A 21,011-nucleotide genomic window follows, 5' to 3' on the forward strand; every position below is an offset into this window, starting at 1 on the left:
TCAGAGCGCTCCTGCCGCCGTGCGATCGAGCACACCGCCGAGGTGGGAGGTGAGATTCAGGCAGGCGACCACTGCAGGCTGGCCCTGTTCGGGTGGCATGTCGACCACCGTGACACCTCCGTTGCCCTGTTTCACAGCCCAGATATCAGCAGGGCTCAGGCCGAGAAGGTGACAGAGGATTGTTTTATTGACAGCGTCATGGGCCACCACGAGGGCGGTTTCCGTGGCATCGAGGCTTGATGCAATGGCATTCCAGCTGTCAACGGAGCGATTCCAGACGTCCTGGATTGTCTCCCCTTCAGGCATCTGCACCGTGTCAGGGGAGCGTTTCCACTCTTCAAGCAGATCTCCCCAATCCGCGCTGATCTCCGATTCAAGCTTGCCTTCCCAGAGTCCATGACCGATTTCCATCAGGCCGTCCGTGAGCGTGATGGAGATTCCCGGGTGGGATTTCAGAATGCCCTCAGCTGTCTGGCGGGGGCGTGACATTGAACTGCTGAAGGCCTTTTGCAACGGCACGTTCTGCAGAAAGCCCCTCGCAGCCTCAGCCTGCGCATGCCCGTTGCTGTTGAGGGGGATGTCGATCTGTCCCTGGAAGCGACCTTCCCTGTTCCAGTTTGTCTCGCCGTGTCGCACCAGGAGGAGTCGTGACCCTTCCCCTTTGGCTGGAAGTGGTGGGTCAAGGTGAGTAGTGCTGTTCAGACACTCGATCTGCACCTGGTAACCGTTGTCACGGGGGCTGAGATTGAAAACCGACAGTGAAGCGTTGTCGAGGCGGAGTCGGCGGAAGCCACGTTCCGGTTCTCCCAGCAGGGTCACGATCAGGCAACGCAGGATGGCGTTGTGTCCCACCAGCAGCACGGTGTCCTCGCTGTTGGCGGGATGCCGACTGAGCAGTTCGTTCAGGAAGTGGCGGGCCTGCTGGAGCAACTCCTCATAAGGGCGATAACGGCTCCCGTCCTTCCTGATCAGCTCCAGAGTTTCCGGTGTCTTTTTCCATGTGGCGAATTCATCCGGAAAGCGTTCCGATCGTTCGGCCGCCGTCAGTCCGCTCCAGGGCTCGAGATCAATCTCCAGGAGGCCGTCATCGAAGGTTGGTTCAAGTCCGTCGACCCTGGTCTCGAGGATTACCGCCGCTGTGGATGCAGCTCGCTTCAGCGGAGAGCTGTAAACCGCCTTGATGGGCACATCGGTCAAAGCCTGACCGAGCCGGCGAGCCTGAGCCTGTCCTGAGGCAGTGAGTGTGGAGAGATCGTCACGCCCCTGAATCCTCCGCTCCACATTGAAGCTGCTAAGACCGTGGCGAACGAGAAGAAGACGCAGGGGCACCGGTTCTTGCTGAGAGAGCGCCGCCATCGTATGAGTGTGACCAGAGAGGCACTTCATCGGCTGCGGCACGCGCTACCGACGAGAATCCGTCGAAGTTGCCCGATCCGTGTGACCAGCCCACCCTCCGGACGTTCAACGGCGGCCCCGTCCTGGAAGGTGCTGCTTTCCCTTCTGTCGCTGGTGCTGGCCACCACGGTCTGGGCTTTCGGCCTGGTGGACAGTTTTTCCAAACCCACTGTCGCGCCTGCGTTGTCGCTGGAGCAACAGGAGCTGACCTTGCTGGCAGAACCTCAGATTCCCGCTCCTCTGAGAACGCTTCTGATTGGCGCGGATGCCTCTGATTCCCTGTTGAGCAGCCTGCGCCAAATTCCCCTGGAACGGCTCGATGATCGACAGAAGATTCTATTCACTGCCCTGGAGACGGACGCGGAGCATCGGCGCAGCCTCCAGCAGGTGGAGCTCGAATCCAGTGATCTTCTTCAGCTTCAGAAAGCTCTTGCGGAAGTCGAGACTCGCCATGTCTCGGCGGAAGAGCGTTCCAGGCTTCTGCTCCTGACTTCTGACCCTCTGATCCGTCGACTCGCCTGTGAGGCCCTCGGTGGCGAAGAGAAGAGCTGTCTCGATCAGACCTCAGCCAGAAACGCCGCTCGCCGTCTGGTGATCAGTGAGCTTCTTCCTCTGCTGGCCCTGTTGATCGGTGGACTGTTGCTGGTGCGCCATCTCTGGCAGTTGCTGCGACGACGACTGCCGTCGTGGCCGACTTTGACGGCACCTCCTCTTGGGATTCTTGACATGGTGCTGCTTGTGGCGGGCGGTTTCGTGGTGCTCGGGGAGGTGTTGATGCCATTGCTGGTGATCCCGATGTCCTCCGTCTTGACGCGTGGTCTGTCGGAACCTCTGACTCAGGGAATCAATGTGTTTCTCGGGTATGTGGCCCTGGCGGCACCGCCACTGCTGATCCTGCGGCAACAGCTGGGGCAGCTGGACCAGGCACTCACGCCATCGCAAGGGTGGCTGCAGTGGCGCCTCAAGCCCGTTGGCAGTGCGCTGTTGCAGGGGGCCAGAGGCTGGCTGATGGTTCTGCCTCCCGTTGTTCTCTGTGGCTGGTTGATTGCGCGTCTGATCGGAGATCAGGGGGGCAGTAACCCACTGCTTGAAATCGTTCTCAACAGCCAGGATCCCGTCGCCCTGACGCTGCTGTCTCTCACAGCTGTGGTTCTGGCACCTCTGTTTGAGGAGACCATTTTCCGTGGAGTGCTGCTGCCGGTGCTTGGCCAGTCCCTCGGTCGATCAGGGGGTGTGCTGGTGAGCGCTCTGGTGTTCGCTGTGGCTCATCTCAGCATTGGAGAACTGGCTCCCTTGCTTGTGCTCGGCATCGGTTTAGGTCTGCTGCGTCTCAGCACAGGACGTCTGCTCCCCTGCGTGTTGATGCATTCACTCTGGAACGGTGTGACCTTCCTGAACCTGGTGTTGCTGGGCGGTTGATTCAATCTTCAGTCCTGGTCAAGGTTTCAGGCTTGCGATGTCCTCCCTCAGGTGGTTCACTGGCGCATTGATGAGCCTTGTCCGTGGTCGCGGTTCCGCAGTCACAACAGTCTTCCGCACAACGTCAGGCCTCCAGCGGTCCGTTCGAGGTCATTCAGGGGTCTCTCTCCGCACGTCGCGTTGCACGCAAATCCCCACTCCTGGCGGGACTGCATCGCATGGCAGACGGCAGCCTGGTTGGGGTCTTCGCGGCAGTGCTCGTGCTCAGCGGGCTCACGCTGCACTGGCAGCATCGCTGGACACTGGCCTTCCGTCAGCTTGAAATGACGCGGGAGCTGGGCCATCGTCTGACCGAATCCACGGCCATGTTCGAGCGACATCTGCTGGAGCGCTCTCAGACTCCAAAGCAGATGGTTCCCACCACGGTGGCGAATCTGGTGTATCTCGAGCGTCCTTCAACGGCTTCAACCAAGCCAGGGATCGACCACCTGGCCATGCTCGGTTCGCTGATGGAACGCACCATCCACCACGGCTACTGATTCATGGGCCGTTCCGACAAGCCCTCCCGGCCAGCCAGCCGACAGCGAAGACGGGTTGTCCCTCTTGAGCCAGTCCCGGCAGGTCGCATGCGCTCCGTGTTCGCCCTTCTGTGTCTGGGGCTTGTCAGCCTGATGGGGCGAATGGCCTGGCTGCAGTTGTTTCAGGCCAGTGAACTGGAAGCGCGTGCCCGATCTGTTCAGACCCAGCGCACCAAGCCTCTGGGAACGCGTCGACCGATTGTTGATCGCACCGGTCGTCTTGTCGCTCTCGACGAAGAGCGCTACAGGGTCTGGCTGCATCCCCGCTATTTCAATCTTCCAGGTGATGCCCCCACTCTGATTCGCCCTCCTGCCGATGTTGCGGCACGCCTGGCTCCTTTGCTGGCACTCACACAGGCGGAGATTCTTCAACGAATCGGCAATCGACCCTCCGGGATCAAACTGATCGAGGGACTGGATCCCGAGACGGCTTCGACGATCCGAGCAGCAGGCATCTCTGGTGTTGACCTTGAGTCCTACCCCCACCGCGTCTATCCCCAGGGCGACCTGTTCGCCAATGTGGTCGGATTCCTCAACCAGGATCGAGAACCTCAGGCAGGTCTTGAACAAAGCCGACATGACGACCTGCAACGCCATGAGCAGGCCCGAAGTCTGCGGCGCGGAGCTGATGGGACCCCGCTCCCCGACAATCTTGATGCCGGTGTCTTCTTCGGAGACGATCTGCGACTTCAGCTCACACTCGATGCGCGCCTCCAGGCTGTGGCAGCCGAGGCTCTCACCGCTCAGATCAAAACCTGGAAAGCTCAGAAAGGGGTTGCCATCGTCATGGATGTCACCAACGGTGAGCTCCTGGCACTGGCATCCGTGCCCACCTATGACCCCAACAGTTACTGGAGTTTTCCGGCAGGTCGTTTCAGGGAATGGTCTGTTCAGGATCTCTATGAACCAGGCTCCACGTTCAAGCCCATCAATCTCGCGCTGGCTCTTCAGGAGAATGCAATTCAGTCTGCAGGCCGCGTTCAGGACAGCGGGTCCGTCACGATCGGCGGATGGCCGATCAACAATCACGACAAGCGAGCGAACGGTCTGATTGACTTCGCCACGGTCCTGCAGGTGTCCAGCAACGTGGGCATGGTCCAGGCCATGCGCAATCTGCCCTCCTCGACCTACTGGGACTGGTTGAGCCGACTCGGTCTCGACGCACGGCCCGACACCGACCTGCCAGGAGCCGTTGCCGGTCAGCTCAAGACCAAGGAGCAGTTCACGACCCAGCCGATTGAGCCTGCTACAGCCTCCTTCGGACAGGGGTTTTCCCTGACTCCCCTGAAGCTTGTGCAGCTGCACGCCCTGCTTGCCAATGGTGGCCGTCTGGTCAGTCCCCACATCACCAGGGGGCTCAGAGCTGGTGATGCACTGGCGCCCCCCGGATCACGTCAGGGCAAGCCTCTGCTGAAGCCCGAGGTCACCCGAACCGTGATGGCCTGGATGGAATCCGTGGTTGAAAAAGGCAGCGGCAAGGGAGTGAAAACGCCGGGATATCGCATCGGCGGCAAGACGGGCACTGCTCAGAAGGCCCTCAACGGTGTTTACGTTCCCGGTGCTCTGATCTGCAGCTTTGTGGCAACGCTTCCCGTTGACGACCCGCGCTATGTCGTGCTGGTGGTGGTGGATGAGCCCAAGGGAGACAATGCCTACGGCTCAACTGTGGCTCTGCCTGTTGCCAAATCAATCATCGACGGTCTGCTGGTGATTGAAAAGATTCCTCCGAGCACGGCTCGCACACCCGCTACGGCTCAGCCTGGTTGAACCCTGACGAAGAGGAGAATCCGCAGGACTTTACGCGGGATGTCAGCTCAGGAAACGCCGCTACGTTACGAACAACAAGCCTTTAGAGACATGGCCTCCCTCCTCGAGCAGCTCTCTGCGATGACCGTCGTCGTGGCGGATACCGGCGATCTTGAAGCGATCCGCAAATTCACGCCACGGGATGCCACCACCAATCCGTCCCTGATCCTCGCTGCAGCTCAGATTCCCGCTTATCAGAGTCTGATCGACGAGGCACTCCGTTCTTCCCGTCGTCTGATCGGCGACAGCGCGCCCGTTGAGACAGTGGTGCGGGAAGCTCTTGATGAGATCAGCGTGATCTTCGGCAAGGAGATTCTCAAGATCGTTCCCCGCCGCGTCTCGACGGAGGTGGATGCACGTCTGAGTTATGACACCGATGCCACCATTGAAAAAGGGCGCAAACTGATCCGTCTCTACAACGACGCCGGCATCAGCAATGATCGTGTCCTGATCAAGATCGCTTCCACATGGGAGGGCATCAAGGCGGCGGAAGTTCTGGAGAAGGAAGGAATTCACTGCAACCTCACCCTTCTGTTCGGCTTTGGTCAGGCGGCTGCCTGTGCGGAGGCCGGCGTCACACTGGTCTCTCCGTTTGTCGGTCGAATTCTCGACTGGTACAAGGCTGACACCGGCCGCGATTCCTACCCCGGTCCTGAAGATCCCGGAGTCCTGTCGGTCACCAGGATTTTCAATTATTTCAAGGCCTATGGCTACAAAACCGAGGTGATGGGTGCCAGTTTCCGAAACATCGACGAGATCACCGAGCTTGCCGGTTGTGATCTGCTCACCATCTCACCCAAACTCCTCGATCAGCTGCGTGCCAGCGACGCCAGGCTCGATCGCAAGCTCGATGGTGCCAACCCCACGAACAGCGAGGCCAAGATTCAGGTCGACCGGACCACATTCGATTCCATGATGGCTTCTGACCGCATGGCCACCGACAAGCTCGGTGAAGGCATCAAGGGATTCAGCAAGGCGATCGAAACCCTCGAAAGCATGCTGGCTCATCGACTGGCGGAAATCGAGGGAGGACAGGCCTTCGGTCATGCCGTGCAGGAGATCTTCATGCTCAACGACATGAACGGCGACGGTTGCATCACCAGGGATGAGTGGCTTGGCAGCGATGCCGTTTTCGATGCCCTTGATCTTGATCATGACGGCCGGCTCACCCAGGAGGAGGTGCGGCGTGGTTTCGGATCAGCTCTGTCCCTTACGACGGCCTGATCCTCTGCTCCGTTCTGCCCCCAGTCGCCTGTGAATGCTCTTGACACCATGCGTGCCCTCGCTCGCAAGAGTGAGGTGCACGGCGTCAATGCCGGTGACGTCATCTTCAAGGCTGATGACCCGGGTGCGTCGATGTTCGGCGTGCTCGAGGGCACGGTCCGACTGTCCTGGACCAATGAGAACGGTCAGGAGGGCTATGAACTGATCGAGGCCGGTCACGTTTTCGGTGCCGGTGCGCTGGTGATGGAAGGCCATCGAAGGCTGGGTACGGCACAGGCCCAGAGCGATTGCCGCCTGATCGAGATGAACCGCGAGAAATTCCTGTTTGCCGTTCAGGAGTCACCCATGTTCGCCATCGAGCTGCTGGCCTCGGTTGATGCGCGTTTGCGTGATCTGAAGATCAAAACCCAACCATGATCCGGATCTGATTAGTTTCGTCAGTGTCCTGTGGGGCCGTTCCGCGTTCGATGGCGATGCAGCTGGTCTGGTTCAAGCGGGATCTGAGGCTGGAGGACCACAGGCCACTGGTCGAGGCACTGTCTCTCGGTGACGTGCTCCCTCTCTACATCGTTGAACCTGAATTCTGGCTTCAGCAGGACGCTTCAGGTCGTCAGTGGGAATTCTGTCGGGAGGCACTTCTCGATCTCCGGCAGGCGATGTCTGTTTTGGGACAGCCTCTGGTCATCCGTTGCGGGGATGCGGTGGCGGTGCTTGAGCGTGCCAGGCGACAGCTTGGTGTGACCGGCCTCTGGAGTCATGAAGAAACCGGAAATGACTGGACCTATGCCAGAGACAGGCGGGTGGCTGCGTGGGCAAGACAGCAGAGCATTCCCTGGAGAGAGATTCCGCAATTCGGTGTGATCCGACCGCTGCGGAGTCGCAAGGGTTGGGCTCAGCGATGGGAGGCGCGGATGGCGGAATCGATCACTCCCGCTCCGAGCCGTCTTGTGCCGCTCCATGGGCTCTCGGCTGGTGAACCACCGACGTCCGCTGAACTGGGACTCGATCCGGACCCCTGTCCCCATCGTCAGCAGGGAGGCCGCCAAGCCGGTCTCGATGAGCTCGAGCACTTCCTGCAGCATCGAGTGGAGCATTACTGCCGATCCATCTCCAGTCCCAACAAGGCGTTCACGGGTTGTTCCAGGCTGTCCGCTTATCTCACCTGGGGCTGCCTGTCCATGCGCGAGGTTCTGCAGCGCAGCAGGGTTATGCAGGGACGCGGTGTCCTCAGCTTTGGCTCGAGGCTTCACTGGCACTGCCATTTCATCCAGAAACTCGAGGATCAGCCATCGATTGAGTGGCAGGACTTTCACCCTTTCATGCGTGACCTGCGAGATGCCGATGCCGATCGTCTGATCGCCTGGGCTGAGGGGAAGACAGGTGTTCCATTCGTCGATGCCTGCATGCGAGCCCTCAGGGCGCATGGATGGATCAACTTCAGGATGCGGGCGATGTTGATGTCGTTCGCGAGCTACAACCTCTGGCTGCCCTGGAGAGACAGCGGTCTGCATCTGGCGCGGCAATTTGTGGATTACGAACCTGGGATTCACTGGAGTCAGTGCCAGATGCAGTCGGGCAGCACCTCCATCAACACCATCCGGATCTACAACCCGATCAAGCAGGGACGCGACCACGATCCGGACGGAGTCTTCATCCGTCGCTGGTGCCCGGAACTGGCGGATGTGCCTGCGGTGCATCTGCATGAACCCTGGGCCTTCAATGGTGTGAACCCGATCGTTGATTGTGCTGATTCGGCCAGACAGGCCAAGGAGATGATCTTTGCGATCAGACGTTTAGCGGGATTTGATCGCCATGCCGATGCCATTCAGAGGAGACACGGGTCAAGGCGTGCCGGCCTGCCCGCATCATCCCGGCGACGATCGCGTGGCCGCGTGATTGATCCATCCATGCAGCAGCTGGCCCTCGATCTCTAGCTGCGCTGCAGCAGCAACCGGCGAATCACGCGCTGGGCGATATCGCCGTAGCCCATCTCTCCGGAAAGGATCTGGGCGATTCGTCTGGGCGCGGTGGGCCGCTTGATACCCAGCTGATAGCCCACGCCCGGGAATCGGTAGAACACCTGTGCAATCCGGCGCCCCCAGGCCATCGAGTCTCCCCAGCGCTGTCGCATCTCCCTTGAGTAGCCCTGAAGGGAGCGCTCCTCGCCACTGAGCCAGCGGTCGAGGTGTTTGGCTGCTTCGCAGCCGCTCATCAGAGCCGGCCGCAAGCCCTCCGCAAGAAAGGGATCGCAGAGGGAGGCGGCATCACCGACCGCCACCACCCCGTCGGAATGCAGTGGGCTGTGACCGTTCCAGACCCTCAGGCTGGCCTGCTGCCTGAGACCTGCATCCGCTGCAAAGCCGAGGTCCGGCAGCAGTGCACTGAGGATCGTCTCTGCATCAGTGACGTCTCTGCCGATGAAGGTGCCCACACCCACATTGATGCCATCTGCCATAGGGAAAGCCCAGGCAAAACCATGGTGCACCAGGCCGAACTCAAACCGCGCCGTTCCAGGCGTGAGTGCTCCCAGTCCCTCAAGGCGAACCGACAGGGTGCTCGCCATGTGCAGGGAGCGCGGACCGATGCCGACCTGCTGCGGCCAGGGAGACCCTGAACCATCGGCGATCACAACGGCTCTGGCCTGGATGGTTTCGCCACGATCTTCCTTCAGAATCCATCCCTCACCGCTGCGTTGCATGTCTGTGACGCGACTAGGCCGCAGAACGTCGGCGCCGGCATGCATCGCCTGCTCAAGCAGCAATGAATCCAGCTGCTCACGCCTGACAATCCAGAATGGTGCCTCCCCAGGTAGATCCGCGACAACCGGATCCTCGAGACACCAGCTGAAGTCAACCCGACGGATCACATCATCAACCGCTGGACTCAGGTCGAAAGGGAACCAGTTCTGCACGGAGGACGCCATGCCTCCCCCGCAGGGCTTGATCCTTGCCCCGGTCTCTGCCTCGAGAACGGTGACTGAATGCCCGGCGCTAGCAAGGTGAAAAGCTGCTGAAGTGCCGGCAGCTCCGGCACCGATCACGGCAACGTCAGTATCGATCACACCTTGAGGATGTCGGCCTCCTTGTCGGCCAGATGCTTCTCGAGCAGCGTGATGAATTTCTCGAGTGTTTTCTGGATGCTCTCCTGTTCGTCACGACTCTGATCTTCGGAGAACTCGCCCTCCTTCTCCTGTTTCTTGATCTTGTCGATGGCATCACGGCGGATGTTCCGCAGCGCGACCTTGCCTTCTTCGGCGTATTTGGAGGCGAGCTTGCAGAATTCCTTGCGACGCTCCTCCGTGAGTGGCGGCACATTGATGCGGATGATCTTGCCGTCGTTGTTGGGGGTGAAGCCCAGTTCACTCATGGCGATCGCCTTTTCGATTCCCGCAAGAGCGCTGATGTCGAAGGGCTGGATCTGGATGGTCTGTGAGTCGGGTGTGGTGAGGGTCGCCAGAGATTTCAGCGGAGTGTCGGCGCCGTAGTACTCAACGGAGATGCGATCGAGCAACGACGCGTTGGCCCGTCCCGTTCGGATGGTGTTGAACATGCGCTGGGTGGATTCCACCGACTTCTGCATGCTCGCTTCGAGGTCTTGCTTCGACATAACGGTTGTCAGTTGTTGATCCGGGAGCCAATCGGCTCTCCAGCGACGGCTTTGCCGATGTTGCCAGGTTCAAACAGATTGAAAACAACAATTGGGATGTTGTTGTCTTTGCATAGGGCAATGGCAGTGCTGTCCATCACGGCAAGTTCACCGCTGAGAACCTGCTGATACGTGAGGTGTTCGTGTTTTACGGCATCGGCATGTTTGGCGGGATCCTTGTCGTAGACACCATCCACCTTGGTGGCCTTGAAGACCACATCCGCGTTGATCTCGGCTGCCCTCAGGGCTGCGGTGGTGTCGGTGGTGAAGAAGGGATTGCCGCAACCGGCGCCAAAGACCACCACACGGCCTTTTTCAAGATGGCGGATCGCCTTGCGACGGATGTAGGGCTCCGCGACTTCCTGCATGGCAATGGCGGTCTGCACACGGGTCGGGACACCCGCGCGTTCAAGTCCGTCCTGGAGTGTGATCGCGTTCATCACGGTGGCCAGCATGCCCACGTAATCGGCGGTGGCGCGATCCATTCCTGCTGCTGAGCCTTTCAGGCCCCGGAAGATGTTCCCGCCGCCCACGACAATCGCCAGCTGGGTGCCGCCAGCGATCACCTTGGCAACGTCTTCAGCAATGGACTGAACAATGGCGGGATCAATTCCATAGCCCTGGTCTCCCATCAGCGCCTCTCCGCTGAGTTTCAGGAGTGCACGCGCGTAGGCCATTCATCCACCTGATCCAGCTGACAGTAGCAAGCAGGATTGGACTCTCTTGCCACTGGCGCGGCCGCGGTGGAACCGCTTGGATTGTTCAACGTCAAAGCCCCCATGTCCGAAGAGATCGGTGGACGCAGTTCGGTGATGGCACGCCTCACCCTTTCCGCCCTGGACCGTGCCAGTCAGGATCCGTCCTGCTGGCGCGATCCTGTTGTTCATCGTGCTCTGCTGGTCAGCGGTTTAACGGTTCTGACCGCTGCCTCCGGCCTGATCAGACGTGATCTGACCCAAGATTGATAGTCAGTATTCAATGCCTGCCTGAGCCTTGACACCCTGTTCCCTGAATGGGTGTTTGCTCAAGGTCATTTCCGTCACCAGATCGGCAGCTTCGATCAATGGTTTCGGTGCCCCGCGGCCGGTGACGGCCACATGACAGAGCTCAGGCCTCTCCCTTAGCCCAGCGATGACTGTCTCGGGGTCGATGTAGCCCAGTTTGATGGCCACGTTGAGCTCATCAAGCAGAACCAGCTTGATCCGGTGGTCTCGCAGATGGCCGAGGGCGGTTCGCCAGGCTTCCGTCACCAGTTGCTGATCACGCTGCCGGTCCTGGGTCTCCCAGGTGAATCCCTCCCCCAGTGCATGCCAGGAGATCTGCTCGCCGAAGGCTTTGAGCGCCCTGGCTTCACCCGGTTCCCAACCGCCTTTGATGAACTGCACAACGGCCACGCGTTCACCATGGCCGAGGGTGCGCAGCACTAGTCCCAGGCCCGCCGTGGTCTTGCCCTTGCCGTGCCCGGTGAACACCAGGATCAGTCCTTTCTCCTTGTTGCGCTCCTCGACGCGCTGACGCTGAACCTCCTGGCGTCGTTCCATCCGCTTTCGGTAGCCGGCATCGTCCTGCTCCGGAGCAAGATTGCCTCCCATGCCCAGTTCCGCCGCCGTCTGATCGAGATTGCTGTTGCTCATGAAGAAGCTGTGTCGCTGCTGGGCTTAGCGGCGGTGATCCGCTGCAGGGCCCGACCTGCCAACAACTCCTGCCTCACGGCTGTGAAACCGAGCTGATGCAGTTGAGAGGGGAGGTCGTCCTCCAGCATGGCCGTGGCCGTATCGGTTTCAAATAAAGCGCAGAACAACTGCTGGGGCAGACGCAGCCATGGGCCTGCTGGGTGCAGGTCCACAAGCACCAGCCAGCCTCCCGGCTTCAGCAGACGCAGGCTTTGGCGCAGCACCTGTGCACGCTCTTGGCGCGGAAATTCATGCAGCGCCACGCTCAGCTGAACGGCAAGAAAGCTTTCATCCTTCAGCGGCGGGTTCTCCGCCAGTCCCTCAACCCGCTTGAGGTCTGGATGCCGTCGAGCGGCCAGTGAGAGTGCCAGTGGAGACAGATCAAGCCCTGTGACACTGAATCCAGCCGCCAGCCAGGGGGCTGCGGCTTCGCCGCTCCCACAGCAGAGATCCAGCACCGGCCCGCCGGGTTCCAGCCTGGATTGAAGCGCCTCCAGTCCCAGGCCTCGCAGACGCTCCACACCTCCGACACTCAGGGATGAAATTGCCGTGACCGTGTCATAGATCCAGCGATGGCGGTAGGCGAGGGGCCGCAGAAACGACGTCATCAGGATCAGTGGAGGGAGAGATGCGGGCTTGGTTCAAGAAATGCATCCTGACGCTCGAGCGCAATCCTGCGGGACCGAATGAGCAAAAGCAGCTTGGCAGGCAGCAACGAATGCATCCGGGCGTTACGCCCTTGGTCTGCCTTTTCAGCTGGACATTTCACTGGGATCGCCTGTTAAGCACCAGCGCCGCCTGCCCCAGCCCGGTTCCGCTCATGAGGCCTGCTGACGCGCCAGGGCCGCATCGACAGCCTGTTGCTGATCGCGGCGGGTGATCCAGTGGTGATAGGTCCGGGTGTGAATGGCCACGGAATGGCCCATCATCCTTGCTGAAACCGTGTCAGGAAGGCCGATGTGGATGGTTCTCACCGCCCAGGCATGGCGAAGGTCATAAGGGGTGAGAGGAAGCTCGTAGCGGCGAAACTGCTCGGTGACCCGTCGTCCCACCTGCTGCAGGGTCGTTGTTCTCAGATCGGTGTTGATCAACGGCAGTGCATGCCGCTCAAGTCCATGTTGCAGAAGATCGAAGCGTTCAACCCACTCAGGGTTGAACGGCCACACCTGGTGCTCCCCTGTTTTTGTGGTGGGCAGAACGCGGATCACACGATCTCCCTGGGAACTCAGAGAGGACAGGTCGCTGAAGAACACTTCATGGTTGCGAAGGCCATAGGTCGCCATCAGGCCATAGGCAAGTCGCCAGCGCGGGTTGGGAATGCGCAGGATGCTCTCCAGAATCTGCTGATCACTCGGCAGCTGACGGAACCTGGCTCGATGCAGGCCATAACCAGCTGCCTCCGCTCGCCAGTTTTCAGGTAGTTCCAGTTCCAGATGTCTGGCCAGGCTGCCGAGGGCTGTGCCGCATTGCTGCCGACTGCGGCTTCCATCCGGATAGCTGTGCAGGGTTTGAAGCAGCAGCTCGGTGGTGATTGGGCCCGTTTGTTCCCCGGAGAGTGTGCGCAGTCGACGCAGATAGGGGTTGTAGGCCCCAGCCCACGTGGTTCGACTGCCGGAAGTGGAGCGGCGGCGCCTTGGATCGGCAAAAAAGGCTTGCTCGAAGCTTTTCAGTTGCTGGTCGAGCAGGGCGCGATCTCGACCTGCTGTGGGGGCTGTGCTCGTTGTCTCCGCTGGAGTCTTGATCCACTGCTCCCATCGGAACTGATCGCGTCTGAGCTGGGTATCGATCAACCGCGCGATCTGCTCGGCTTCACGCAATCCATCCCTGTCGTTTTGAAGGCCCAGGCTGAGCCTTTGCACCGATCGCAGATCAGGCTTTTTGCGACCAGGCAATGTTCCGCGCAGATTTAACCGGCAACCGCGACATTCGATACGCAGGCCGATGCCGATCGACGCCAGAGAAGCATTCGCATTTCGCCTGATCTGGTCCAACTCTTCGCTGCGATTCATCCTTTCGCTCAGGACAGCGCCAAGATGCCGTTAATGCGGGTTACTCTCAACCCCTGCAATCGTTTCCAGACATGGCTCGGGTCGGTGTCGTACTGCTCAATCTGGGTGGCCCTGAGCGGATTCAGGACGTAGGTCCCTTTCTTTTTAATCTCTTCGCTGATCCGGAGATCATCCGGCTGCCGATCCCCGCGCTTCAGAAGCCACTCGCATGGCTGATCAGCACACTGCGCAGCGGCAAGTCACAGAGTGCCTATCGCTCCATCGGAGGCGGCTCTCCCCTGCGGCGAATCACTGAACAGCAGGCAAGGGAGCTGCAGAGCCTTCTGCGTCAGCGAGGCATCGACGCAACCAGCTACGTGGCGATGCGCTACTGGCATCCCTTCACCGAGTCCGCAGTCGCAGACATCAAGGCTGACGGGATGGATGAGGTGGTGGTGCTGCCCCTTTATCCACACTTCTCCATCAGCACCAGTGGCTCAAGTTTCCGGGAGCTGCAGAGGCTTCGCCAGGGAGACGGCGTCTTCGAGAAGCTGCCGATCCGCTGCATCCGGAGCTGGTTTGATCACCCCGGCTACGTCACGGCGATGGCCGAGCTGATCGCTGAAGAGGTCCGCAACAGCGACGACCCCCATCAGGCCCACGTGTTCTTCAGTGCCCACGGTGTTCCGAAGAGCTACGTGGAGGAAGCGGGCGACCCTTACCAACAGGAGATCGAGGCCTGCACGGGCCTGATCATGAAGAAGCTTGAGGAGCTCATGGGGCATGGCAATCCCCACACCCTCGCCTACCAGAGCCGTGTGGGTCCCGTGGAGTGGCTCAAGCCCTACACCGAGGAAGCTCTGGAGGAACTCGGCGAGGCCAAGATCAACGATCTGGTTGTGGTGCCGATCAGCTTCGTCAGCGAGCACATCGAAACGCTCGAGGAGATCGACATCGAGTACAGGGAGCTAGCCACCGAAGCAGGTGTTGTGAATTTCAGACGTGTGCGGGCTCTCGACACCTATCCACCCTTCATCGAGGGACTGGCTGATCTTGTGGTCACCAGCCTTGAAGGACCTGAGGTGAGCCTCGACGCCGCAGCGGAGCTCCCCAACACGGTGAAGCTCTATCCCCAGGAAAAATGGGAGTGGGGCTGGAGCAACAGTTCCGAGGTCTGGAACGGTCGGCTGGCCATGCTCGGCTTCTCAGCCTTCCTCCTGGAGATCATCAGCGGCCAGGGTCCTCTGCATGCTCTCGGACTGCTTTAAGGAGGCGGCAGCAACCCGACAGGTCGGCCCTTAATCTTGAGGGTCAGTCCCCCGTGAAAACACAGTGACGCTGATCTCCGCTCCCACGGCCGACGCAGCGTCAAGCAGTGATGGAAGCCGTCGGATGAGCGGAGCCCAGGCCCTGATGGACGCGTTGCGGCTTCATGGAGTCGACACGATTTTCGGTTATCCGGGTGGGGCCATTCTTCCGATCTACGACGCCCTGCATGTGGCGGAAAGCGAGGGCTGGTTGCGTCACTTCCTGGTGCGTCATGAACAGGGCGGAACCCATGCGGCCGATGCCTACGCCCGTGCGACCGGCAAAGTGGGTGTGTGCTTCGGCACGTCCGGTCCCGGTGCCACCAATCTGGTGACGGGAATCGCCACCGCCCAGATGGATTCGGTGCCAATGGTGGTGATCACCGGTCAGGTGCCGAGGACGGCGATCGGAACCGATGCCTTCCAGGAAACGGACATCTTCGGCATCACCCTGCCGATCGTGAAACATTCATGGGTTGTGCGAAACCCCGCAGATCTGGCTTCTGTGGTCGCTCAGGCCTTTCATATCGCCGCTTCGGGTCGGCCTGGTCCCGTTTTGATCGATATCCCCAAGGATGTTGGCCAGGAGGAGTTTGATTACATCCCGGTTGAACCTGGATCGGTGATTCCTGCAGGGTTCGGTTCCACACCATTGCCTGATCTCCAGGCGATCCAGGCAGCACTCGATCTGATCGACGAAGCTGAGCGCCCGCTTCTGTATGTGGGGGGCGGTGCGATCGCATCGTCCGCTCATGACAGCATCGCCGTGCTTGCAGAGCGGTACAGGATTCCCGTCACCACAACGCTGATGGGCAAAGGCGCTTTTGATGAGAACCACCCGTTGGCGCTGGGCATGCTGGGGATGCACGGCACGGCCTACGCCAACTTTGCCGTGACCGACTGCGACCTTCTGATCGCAGTCGGGGCTCGCTTTGACGATCGGGTGACCGGAAAGCTCGACACCTTTGCCCCGCGTGCACGGGTGATCCATTTCGAGATCGATCCGGCTGAGATCGGAAAGAACCGACGTCCGGATGTTGCTGTTCTCGGAGATGTGGGGACCAGTCTTGCCGCAATGGTCGATCTGAGTCTGCGCCGTTCTTCCGAACCACAGACAAGCGCCTGGCTCGAGACGATCCGGGAATGGAAACAGCGTTATCCCCTTGCCATTCCGCCTCAGGAAGGACCCATCTATCCCCAGGAAGTTCTGATGGCTGTCCGCGATCTGGCTCCTGGGGCCATCGTCACCACCGATGTGGGTCAGCATCAGATGTGGGCTGCCCAGTATCTGCGCAATGGTCCACGCGGCTGGATCAGCAGCGCCGGACTGGGAACCATGGGTTTCGGAATGCCTGCCGCACTGGGTGCCCAGGTCGCCTGCCCTGATCGTCAGGTCGTCTGCATCGCCGGTGATGCCAGTGTGCTGATGAATATCCAGGAGCTGGGCACCCTCGCGCAATACAAGCTCCCGGTGAAGGTGGTGATTGTGAACAATCACTGGCAGGGCATGGTCCGTCAGTGGCAGGAGAGTTTCTACGAGGAGCGTTATTCCGCCTCGGACATGCTCGGTGGCATGCCGGATTTCGAAGCCCTGGCCAAAGCTTTTGGGGTTGAGGGTGTCAAGATCCTCGAGCGCAACGATCTGCATACCCGACTGACCGAGGCGTTCGCTTCTCCGCATCCAACCTTGGTGGATGTGCATGTCCGCCGTGGAGAGAACTGCTACCCGATGGTTCCTCCCGGTTGCAGCAACGCTCAGATGGTTGGCCTTCCGGCCCATCCAGAGCTTGCTTTTCAGGACTCTGGCAATGCTTCCCCCAACCCTGCAGGCCAGTGAGAGACAGCATCTTCATCTCTTTGATCCTCAGCCTGACGCTGCTGCTGGTTCTGCCGCACCAGGCTTTCGCCGCAGAGGTTCTGCAGGTGCGCTCGGCAACTCTTCTGCAGGTTGGGGATCGCAATCGCAATTACAGCGTGCAGCTGGCCTGTGTGCAGGTTGAACCTGAGGATGAACAGCGAGCGCAGGACTGGATACGCCATGCGGTTCCCCGCCGCCGACGGGTGAACCTGCGGCCTGAGGGCAGTGCCGATGGTGTTCTGCTGGCGAGGGTCACCCCGATCGGAGATGACCTCGACCTCGGCTCTGCTCTGGTGAGCGAAGGGCTTGCTCAGGTCACTTGTCCAGCAGCCTGAGATGGCACGCAACCGCATCGCCTCGGGGATTGTCATGGTGCCCTGCGTGCTGCTTGGTTCTGCGTTTCTGAGCACGGCCATCTGGGGAGAGGCGGCGTCGGACAATCGCTCTCTCGCCATCTGCATCGGCAGTCTGCTGCTGATCGCCGGTCTGCTTTCACTGGCGATTCCCTCGGGCAGCCCAGAGCCGGAGCCAGAGGCCGATGAATCCGGGGAATCACATTGAACGGTTTCTCCACGGGCCAACTGTCATGGTCCGGGTCATCGACGCGGACCCGGAATTCGGCCTCTTGGAACGCGCTTGTGGCGATGGAAGTTGAGCAATGTCGGGCCGGTAAGGTTGTAGGAAGGGCCAGGAACGGAGTGAGCTCGTGCTGCGGCTAAGCGAGCTTCGACTGGAACTCGACCATACCGAGAGTGATCTCGAACAGGCTGTTCTTCGTTGTCTGCGAGTCCCCCGGGAGCAGCTCATCTCCCAGCAGTTGGTGAAGCAGAGCATTGACGCTCGCCGTCGGGACCGAATCCGGATCATCTACAGCGTTGATGTGCAGGTGCGAGGGGAAAAAGCGCTGCTGCGTCGACGCTCGGCCGACCGGCGCATTCGTCGCAGTCCGGATGAGTCTTATCACTACGTAGGCCGCTCTCCCTCCACTCCATCGGATGCCTCGGGGGGGCGGCCCGTGGTTGTCGGTGCAGGACCCTGTGGCTACTTCGCAGCACTTCTGCTTGCACAGATGGGATTTCGCCCACTGTTGCTGGAGCGGGGACAGGCTGTGAAGCAGCGAAGCCGCGACACATTTGGTTTCTGGCGTCGTCAATCGGCGTTCAAGTCTGAATCCAATGTGCAGTTCGGCGAAGGGGGGGCCGGCACCTTCTCCGATGGGAAGCTCTACAGCCAGGTCAGCGATCCCGTTCACTACGGCCGGAAAGTGCTGGAGGAGCTGGTGAAATGTGGCGCCAATCGCGACATCCTCACCCGTCATCGTCCCCATATCGGCACCTTCAAGCTGGCGACAGTGGTCAGAGGTTTGCGCGCTCAGATTGAGAATCTCGGCGGTGAAGTCCGCTTCGATGCCCGGGTTGAACAGCTTCTGCTCGAGCCCGCGGAAGTCAGTCACGGCAAGCCGATGCGGGTCACCGGTCTGCAACTGTCTGATGGGAGTCGTCTTGACTGCAGTCAGGTGGTTCTGGCCCCTGGCCATTCGGCGAGGGACACTTTCGCGATGCTGGATCGTGCCGGTGTCGCCATGGAGCGGAAACCCTTCGCGATCGGTCTACGGATTGAGCACCCGCAGTCGCTGATCGACAACGCCCGCTGGGGAGAGGCCGCTGGCCACCCTTTGCTCGGGGCCGCCGAATACAAGCTGGTGCACCACGCAGCCAACGGCCGCTGCGTCTACAGCTTCTGCATGTGTCCTGGCGGATTTGTGGTGGGTGCGACCTCTGAGCCGGGGCGTGTTGTCACCAATGGCATGAGCCAGCATTCCCGCAACGAACGCAATGCCAACAGCGGGCTGGTGGTGCCTGTTTCGGATGCAGACCTGGAGGCTCATGAGCGCTGGCCTGGGGATCCACTCGCTGGCCTGGCGTTTCAGCGTGAGCTCGAATCTCTCGCTTTCCGCCTCGGCGGTGAGGACTACAGCGCACCGGTGCAGCGACAAGAGGACTTCATGGCCGGGAGGCCCTCCACCTGCCTTGGAACGGTCAGTCCCTCCTACCAACCTGGTGTTCGACCTTCAGACCTTGCCGACCTTCTGCCGGCTCCGATGGTGGAAGCCCTGAGGGAAGCTCTTCCCGCCTTCAGCAAGAAGATCTCCGGTTATGACCATCCCGATGCGGTGCTGACTGGGGTGGAAACACGCACCTCCTCGCCGTTGCGGATCACCAGGGATGACAGCCTGGAATCAAACAATGTGCTGGGGCTTACTCCCGCCGGAGAGGGTGCCGGTTATGCCGGAGGCATCCTTTCTGCCGCCATCGACGGCATCCGCGCGGCTGAAGCAGTGGCACTGCGTCTGCTCGCGCAGAGCTCGAGCTGAGGCGGAACCCATTCAGATCTCAGCCTGCCCCACGATTCCGCTCCACTGAACCGCCTTCACCTGATCACGTCGCCAGGAGTGAAACAGGCTGGGTTCAGCCATGGTGCAGAGAGGACATGCGCTGATCCTGGTGCCGTCAATCCCTTCCGCTTTCAGTTGCTGCACGGCGGCTTGTCGGATATCCAGTCGGCAACGCCCCTTCTCGGCATCTGGCCGGATCACGGCTTGTCTCTGCAGCTCCTTCAGTGAGCTGGGATCGGTTCCCAGTGCTTCGCCCACCTGAAGGGCCACTGATTCCTCCACCTGATAGCGCTCTCCACTCACAGCTGGTCCAAGGGCAACGATCAACTGGTCCCTGATGGCCCCTCGTTGCTCAAGCCTGGCGATGGCCGCGGGCAGGATGCGGCTGGCAACGCCGCGCCAGCCCGCATGGCAAGCGGCGACGTGGCCGCTTTTGGGATCTGCCAGCAGTACGGGAGTGCAGTCTGCTCCGCAAACCCAGAGGCTCTGGCCACCCCTGTCGCTCACCAGGCCGTCGCCATCCGGCCACGGCGCTGCACAGGCGGAGGAGGCCTCAAGCACGACGCTCCCGTGGACCTGCTGCGGGCGATGCACTGAGACACCGCATGACAGGTACCCAGCCAGCTCGTCGGGACCACGACCTTGCCAGCGGCGCGTGAAGAATCCATGTTCAAAGCCTGCATCGTGCAGCTGATCGGCTGAGAGGTAATACCCTCCGTAACATCCCACCCAGGTCCATCCCGGCAGCGTGTTGAAGCGGCTGTCGGGCTCTGACAGAGGATCCTTTGCCCCAACCCCTTGGTCGGCTGCCTCGGCGGAACTCACGGTTGCGGCTGATCTCTCAGCATCCAGAAACCTTCGAACCTCTCACTGTCGGGAGCGCTCTGCACAGCAATGAACTGAAGACCATGCAGATTCATGCGCGACGCTTCCAGTGCGGCTGAAATCTGTTCGGCTTCCTGCTGGCTCAGGTCACTCACGAGCCAGCAGTCGTCCTGACCAGCATCGAGGATCAACTGACTGGAACTCACGCGCAGCCGAACGGGTTCCAGTCCTCCCAGCCAACCGGCCAGGGCCAGGGCTCTGGTGCGACTGAACAGACGCAGTCCTGGAACTTCCAGCTTCGCCTCAAGAGAGGGTGGCACAGGGATCAGGCCGTTGAATCCGAGGGGCCACTCACTCGCCTCCTTCAGGCTGCCGACCGGAAGTCCTGCCCAGGTCCAGGCGTCGCCTCGGACAGCTTCCGGCAATGGTAGAGGCGGCGTTTCAACAGGAGAGGGAGGCAAGGCAAGGGGACCAGCCATGAAACCCTCTTCTTCGGGGTACACCGTCCGCTCACGTTCATCAAGCCAGTCGAGCAGTGCGTAGGTGCGCCTGCTCGATACCACTTCCAGCAGCAGCTCTGCGGCCGCACGCTGCACCATGGTTTTCATGGCACTGCGCCAGGCGCGCAGTCTCTGCGGTGGCTTCCAACCCTGGTCTTCAGCCTCTGCCAGTGCTTCGCGCAGGGCCGCGGCCAGCCAGGTGGAATTGACTTCGCTCGCAGGGCAGATCTTCGCGAAACGGAAGCATCCGTCGGCGTTGATCTCCGGGGTACTGATGATCAGAAGCTCCCAGCGCTTCTTGCCATCCTTTTCCAGGATGGGCCTTGAATAGAAATCGAGCTCCCAGTCGGCCTGACGCTGGGTCCGCAACTGGGGGCCGGCGTCACCGGCAGACATGG

Annotated in this window: 21 protein-coding genes; 12 read left to right on the top strand and 9 right to left on the bottom strand. The window is 60.6% G+C overall.

All coding sequences use genetic code 11. The features are described from left to right. A complete protein-coding gene (locus SIB83_RS12040) occupies nucleotides 1–1,329 on the bottom strand; it encodes a histidine phosphatase family protein (protein WP_413747373.1) in 1,329 nt (442 codons plus the stop codon). A 108-nt stretch (nucleotides 1,330–1,437) separates the two neighbouring features. Between SIB83_RS12040 and SIB83_RS12045 the strand changes: the two genes are divergently transcribed. The 6 genes from SIB83_RS12045 to SIB83_RS12070 all read left to right on the top strand — a co-directional run bounded on the left by SIB83_RS12045 (nucleotide 1,438) and on the right by SIB83_RS12070 (nucleotide 8,356). Continuing rightward, nucleotides 1,438–2,814: a CPBP family intramembrane glutamic endopeptidase gene (locus tag SIB83_RS12045; RefSeq protein ID WP_413745947.1), complete on the top strand. Its 1,377-nt coding sequence runs from the start codon at nucleotides 1,438–1,440 to the stop codon at nucleotides 2,812–2,814. A gap of 83 nt (nucleotides 2,815–2,897) precedes the next feature. Continuing rightward, nucleotides 2,898–3,353 carry a hypothetical protein gene (locus SIB83_RS12050; RefSeq protein ID WP_413747374.1) on the top strand — a complete coding sequence of 152 codons (456 nt, stop codon included), beginning with the start codon at nucleotides 2,898–2,900 and terminating at the stop codon, nucleotides 3,351–3,353. Between the two features lie 3 nt (nucleotides 3,354–3,356). After that, on the top strand, nucleotides 3,357–5,159 hold the full coding sequence (locus SIB83_RS12055) for a peptidoglycan D,D-transpeptidase FtsI family protein (protein ID WP_413745948.1): 1,803 nt from the start codon (nucleotides 3,357–3,359) through the stop codon (nucleotides 5,157–5,159). 90 nt (nucleotides 5,160–5,249) lie between these two features. After that, nucleotides 5,250–6,422, top strand: a complete 1,173-nt coding sequence (locus tag SIB83_RS12060; protein WP_413401495.1) for a transaldolase — start codon at nucleotides 5,250–5,252, stop codon at nucleotides 6,420–6,422. Nucleotides 6,423–6,452: 30 nt separating this feature from the next. After that, nucleotides 6,453–6,839 (top strand): Crp/Fnr family transcriptional regulator, encoded by a 387-nt coding sequence (locus SIB83_RS12065; RefSeq protein ID WP_413401497.1) that lies wholly within the window; start codon nucleotides 6,453–6,455, stop codon nucleotides 6,837–6,839. Nucleotides 6,840–6,889: 50 nt separating this feature from the next. Then, nucleotides 6,890–8,356 (top strand): FAD-binding domain-containing protein, encoded by a 1,467-nt coding sequence (locus SIB83_RS12070; protein WP_413745949.1) that lies wholly within the window; start codon nucleotides 6,890–6,892, stop codon nucleotides 8,354–8,356. On the opposite strand, the gene SIB83_RS12075 is transcribed toward SIB83_RS12070, so the two are convergent. Genes SIB83_RS12075 through pyrH form a run of 3 tightly spaced genes read right to left on the bottom strand, consistent with a single transcriptional unit; the run spans nucleotide 8,353 to nucleotide 10,744 of the window. Then, on the bottom strand, nucleotides 8,353–9,483 hold the full coding sequence (locus SIB83_RS12075; RefSeq protein WP_413745950.1) for an NAD(P)/FAD-dependent oxidoreductase: 1,131 nt from the start codon (nucleotides 9,481–9,483) through the stop codon (nucleotides 8,353–8,355). The genes SIB83_RS12070 and SIB83_RS12075 overlap by 4 nt on opposite strands. Next, nucleotides 9,480–10,028: a ribosome recycling factor gene (gene frr / locus SIB83_RS12080; RefSeq protein WP_413401502.1), complete on the bottom strand. Its 549-nt coding sequence runs from the start codon at nucleotides 10,026–10,028 to the stop codon at nucleotides 9,480–9,482. The genes SIB83_RS12075 and frr overlap by 4 nt, the downstream gene beginning before the upstream one ends. An 8-nt stretch (nucleotides 10,029–10,036) precedes the next feature. Then, nucleotides 10,037–10,744, bottom strand: coding sequence for a UMP kinase (gene pyrH / locus SIB83_RS12085; RefSeq protein WP_413401503.1), 708 nt, complete (start codon nucleotides 10,742–10,744; stop codon nucleotides 10,037–10,039). Nucleotides 10,745–10,846: 102 nt separating this feature from the next. Between pyrH and SIB83_RS12090 the strand changes: the two genes are divergently transcribed. Then, nucleotides 10,847–11,032, top strand: coding sequence for a hypothetical protein (locus tag SIB83_RS12090; protein WP_413747375.1), 186 nt, complete (start codon nucleotides 10,847–10,849; stop codon nucleotides 11,030–11,032). 3 nt (nucleotides 11,033–11,035) lie between these two features. Here the strand turns inward: SIB83_RS12090 and cobO are convergent, their stop codons facing one another. The 3 genes from cobO to SIB83_RS12105 all read right to left on the bottom strand — a co-directional run bounded on the left by cobO (nucleotide 11,036) and on the right by SIB83_RS12105 (nucleotide 13,749). Continuing rightward, on the bottom strand, nucleotides 11,036–11,701 hold the full coding sequence (gene cobO / locus SIB83_RS12095; RefSeq protein WP_413401504.1) for a cob(I)yrinic acid a,c-diamide adenosyltransferase: 666 nt from the start codon (nucleotides 11,699–11,701) through the stop codon (nucleotides 11,036–11,038). Beyond that, nucleotides 11,698–12,348: a class I SAM-dependent methyltransferase gene (locus SIB83_RS12100; protein ID WP_413401505.1), complete on the bottom strand. Its 651-nt coding sequence runs from the start codon at nucleotides 12,346–12,348 to the stop codon at nucleotides 11,698–11,700. The genes cobO and SIB83_RS12100 overlap by 4 nt, the downstream gene beginning before the upstream one ends. A 210-nt stretch (nucleotides 12,349–12,558) precedes the next feature. After that, nucleotides 12,559–13,749 (bottom strand): site-specific integrase, encoded by a 1,191-nt coding sequence (locus SIB83_RS12105; RefSeq protein ID WP_413745951.1) that lies wholly within the window; start codon nucleotides 13,747–13,749, stop codon nucleotides 12,559–12,561. 71 nt (nucleotides 13,750–13,820) lie between these two features. On the opposite strand from SIB83_RS12105, the gene hemH reads away from it, so the two are divergent. The 5 genes from hemH to SIB83_RS12130 all read left to right on the top strand — a co-directional run bounded on the left by hemH (nucleotide 13,821) and on the right by SIB83_RS12130 (nucleotide 19,267). Further along, the gene (hemH, locus tag SIB83_RS12110; protein ID WP_413401509.1) at nucleotides 13,821–14,996 is read left to right on the top strand and encodes a ferrochelatase; all 1,176 of its coding nucleotides are present in this window, start codon (nucleotides 13,821–13,823) and stop codon (nucleotides 14,994–14,996) included. A gap of 64 nt (nucleotides 14,997–15,060) precedes the next feature. Continuing rightward, nucleotides 15,061–16,872 carry a biosynthetic-type acetolactate synthase large subunit gene (ilvB, locus tag SIB83_RS12115; protein WP_413745952.1) on the top strand — a complete coding sequence of 604 codons (1,812 nt, stop codon included), beginning with the start codon at nucleotides 15,061–15,063 and terminating at the stop codon, nucleotides 16,870–16,872. Beyond that, nucleotides 16,869–17,228 carry a nuclease gene (locus SIB83_RS12120; protein ID WP_413745953.1) on the top strand — a complete coding sequence of 120 codons (360 nt, stop codon included), beginning with the start codon at nucleotides 16,869–16,871 and terminating at the stop codon, nucleotides 17,226–17,228. Before ilvB ends, SIB83_RS12120 begins: the two co-directional genes overlap by 4 nt. Before the next feature lies 1 nt (nucleotide 17,229). Continuing rightward, nucleotides 17,230–17,454 carry a GIVxVP protein gene (locus SIB83_RS12125; RefSeq protein WP_413745954.1) on the top strand — a complete coding sequence of 75 codons (225 nt, stop codon included), beginning with the start codon at nucleotides 17,230–17,232 and terminating at the stop codon, nucleotides 17,452–17,454. A gap of 145 nt (nucleotides 17,455–17,599) precedes the next feature. Beyond that, nucleotides 17,600–19,267: an NAD(P)/FAD-dependent oxidoreductase gene (locus tag SIB83_RS12130; RefSeq protein WP_413401515.1), complete on the top strand. Its 1,668-nt coding sequence runs from the start codon at nucleotides 17,600–17,602 to the stop codon at nucleotides 19,265–19,267. 12 nt (nucleotides 19,268–19,279) lie between these two features. On the opposite strand, the gene pgeF is transcribed toward SIB83_RS12130, so the two are convergent. Both pgeF and SIB83_RS12140 read right to left on the bottom strand, forming a co-directional pair. Then, nucleotides 19,280–20,113: a peptidoglycan editing factor PgeF gene (gene pgeF / locus SIB83_RS12135; protein ID WP_413745955.1), complete on the bottom strand. Its 834-nt coding sequence runs from the start codon at nucleotides 20,111–20,113 to the stop codon at nucleotides 19,280–19,282. Then, a complete protein-coding gene (locus tag SIB83_RS12140; RefSeq protein ID WP_413745956.1) occupies nucleotides 20,110–21,009 on the bottom strand; it encodes a Tab2 family RNA-binding protein in 900 nt (299 codons plus the stop codon). Before SIB83_RS12140 ends, pgeF begins: the two co-directional genes overlap by 4 nt. Nucleotides 21,010–21,011: the final 2 nt, after the last annotated feature.

The sequence above is a fragment of the Synechococcus sp. MIT S9507 genome (genome assembly GCF_047304715.1).
Taxonomy (GTDB): Bacteria; Cyanobacteriota; Cyanobacteriia; order PCC-6307; family Cyanobiaceae; genus Synechococcus_C.

What these genes read in the sequence shown, in the direction of transcription:
- SIB83_RS12070 (WP_413745949.1), top strand. Translation starts at nt 6,890, where the DNA reads ATGGCGATGCAGCTGGTCTGGTTCAAGCGGGATCTGAGGCTGGAGGAC.
- SIB83_RS12100 (WP_413401505.1), bottom strand. Translation starts at nt 12,348, where the DNA reads ATGACGTCGTTTCTGCGGCCCCTCGCCTACCGCCATCGCTGGATCTAT.
- pyrH (WP_413401503.1), bottom strand. Translation starts at nt 10,744, where the DNA reads ATGGCCTACGCGCGTGCACTCCTGAAACTCAGCGGAGAGGCGCTGATG.
- cobO (WP_413401504.1), bottom strand. Translation starts at nt 11,701, where the DNA reads ATGAGCAACAGCAATCTCGATCAGACGGCGGCGGAACTGGGCATGGGA.
- frr (WP_413401502.1), bottom strand. Translation starts at nt 10,028, where the DNA reads ATGTCGAAGCAAGACCTCGAAGCGAGCATGCAGAAGTCGGTGGAATCC.
- SIB83_RS12105 (WP_413745951.1), bottom strand. Translation starts at nt 13,749, where the DNA reads ATGAATCGCAGCGAAGAGTTGGACCAGATCAGGCGAAATGCGAATGCT.
- SIB83_RS12060 (WP_413401495.1), top strand. Translation starts at nt 5,250, where the DNA reads ATGGCCTCCCTCCTCGAGCAGCTCTCTGCGATGACCGTCGTCGTGGCG.
- SIB83_RS12090 (WP_413747375.1), top strand. Translation starts at nt 10,847, where the DNA reads ATGTCCGAAGAGATCGGTGGACGCAGTTCGGTGATGGCACGCCTCACC.
- SIB83_RS12055 (WP_413745948.1), top strand. Translation starts at nt 3,357, where the DNA reads ATGGGCCGTTCCGACAAGCCCTCCCGGCCAGCCAGCCGACAGCGAAGA.
- SIB83_RS12125 (WP_413745954.1), top strand. Translation starts at nt 17,230, where the DNA reads ATGGCACGCAACCGCATCGCCTCGGGGATTGTCATGGTGCCCTGCGTG.
- SIB83_RS12140 (WP_413745956.1), bottom strand. Translation starts at nt 21,009, where the DNA reads ATGTCTGCCGGTGACGCCGGCCCCCAGTTGCGGACCCAGCGTCAGGCC.
- hemH (WP_413401509.1), top strand. Translation starts at nt 13,821, where the DNA reads ATGGCTCGGGTCGGTGTCGTACTGCTCAATCTGGGTGGCCCTGAGCGG.